General features: G+C 39.5%; 1 protein-coding gene. It reads right to left on the bottom strand.

Annotated elements, in window-relative coordinates:
- Positions 1-1,082 (bottom strand): IS4 family transposase (locus ACFSKV_RS18945; RefSeq protein WP_380806460.1); only part of this gene is annotated, 1,082 nt, incomplete at its 3' end.
- Positions 1,083-1,247 lie beyond the last annotated feature (165 nt).

Below are 1,247 nucleotides of genomic sequence, written 5' to 3'. Positions count from 1 at the left end.
TCTTCTAATTCACCAATTAAACCTCTGATTTTCAATATCAAGGATTTTGTTTTTGACAGTGCATATGTTTTATTGATTATCAAGGTCCTTGCTGACTTTGATTTTCGTCCTGTTTTGGTTTTAGGCTCCACTCTATAACAAATAATGTTGCAGAGTGAGATGATCAGAGTCTTGGCATAGAAGTCCTGCTGGACCGCCCATGCTGTTTTGCCTGAAAAATCAGATACTTCAAGTCTTGATTTGATCAGTTTATATGCTTCTTCTATTCCCCATCTCTGTTTGTACAGGTTTATGAGTGAGGAGGCGGTATATTTTTTCCTGTCCAACAGCGAAGTCGCATATATTGATATTTTACCCTTCCTGTTCTTTTTCTTGATCAGTCTTACGGTCATCGTTTGGGACAATGAGGGATACTTTTCAAGCAGCCAACTGTACTTTGGAGGAAGTATTAGCGTATATTCCGCATCAGTGGAACTGCTTGCGGAAAAATCCTCGACACATTTCCACCAATTGTCCTTCATCCTGAAAAGAAAGTCGGCCCCTTTTCCTTTGAGCTCAAAGAAAAGTCTCAGGGATGCATAAAACCTGTCGCATACAAGAAGATCCCCTTCTTTAATATGTCCAAGATGGTCATGGCAAAGAGTGGCTTCTGAAGTGGTATAGCTTTCCATGCCAGCATCCAGTACAAGGCCGTTGTAAACATCATATAGATAGGATATCCTGCTCATATAATGCCCTGCATCTGCATTGGGCCCAAAACCATGATAGCTGAACTTCTCTGACATAGAGGGATGATCTGGGAGCTCTAGCGTTGACCCATCAACAGAAAGCACCTTGTGCCCCTTCCATTTCTTGAACTTTGCATGTTCGTAAAAAAGACTGCAGATCAACCTGTTAAGCTTTTTGAAAACTGTGTAGCACAATTTTTTCCTGGCCTGGGTAAATGCACTTTTAGTGGGCGAGAAGGAAGATTCCCCGAAAAACTCTTCAAGACAGATATTAAGTCCTTTGTTGCTCTTTGACAAAATAAAAAGCACGAGAACTTCAAAAGAAAAGAAACGGTCACGAAGAAAATCTTTCACCGAAGTCCTACTTTCGATGATAAATTTTTCATAACTTAGTTTTAACTTGAATTCATTTACAATTAAAGTTTTAAGGCTTCCTGCACTCCCTGCTTTCGGAAGCCTTATTTTATATCTCTAATATAGTGAAATTCAGTCAATTAACCGCTAACTAAACGGCATTAA

Source organism: Shivajiella indica, assembly GCF_042683085.1.
Lineage (GTDB): Bacteria > Bacteroidota > Bacteroidia > Cytophagales > Cyclobacteriaceae > Shivajiella > Shivajiella indica.
Note: the sequence above shows the minus strand (reverse complement) of the source record. Positions and strands in the feature narration are given on the sequence as shown.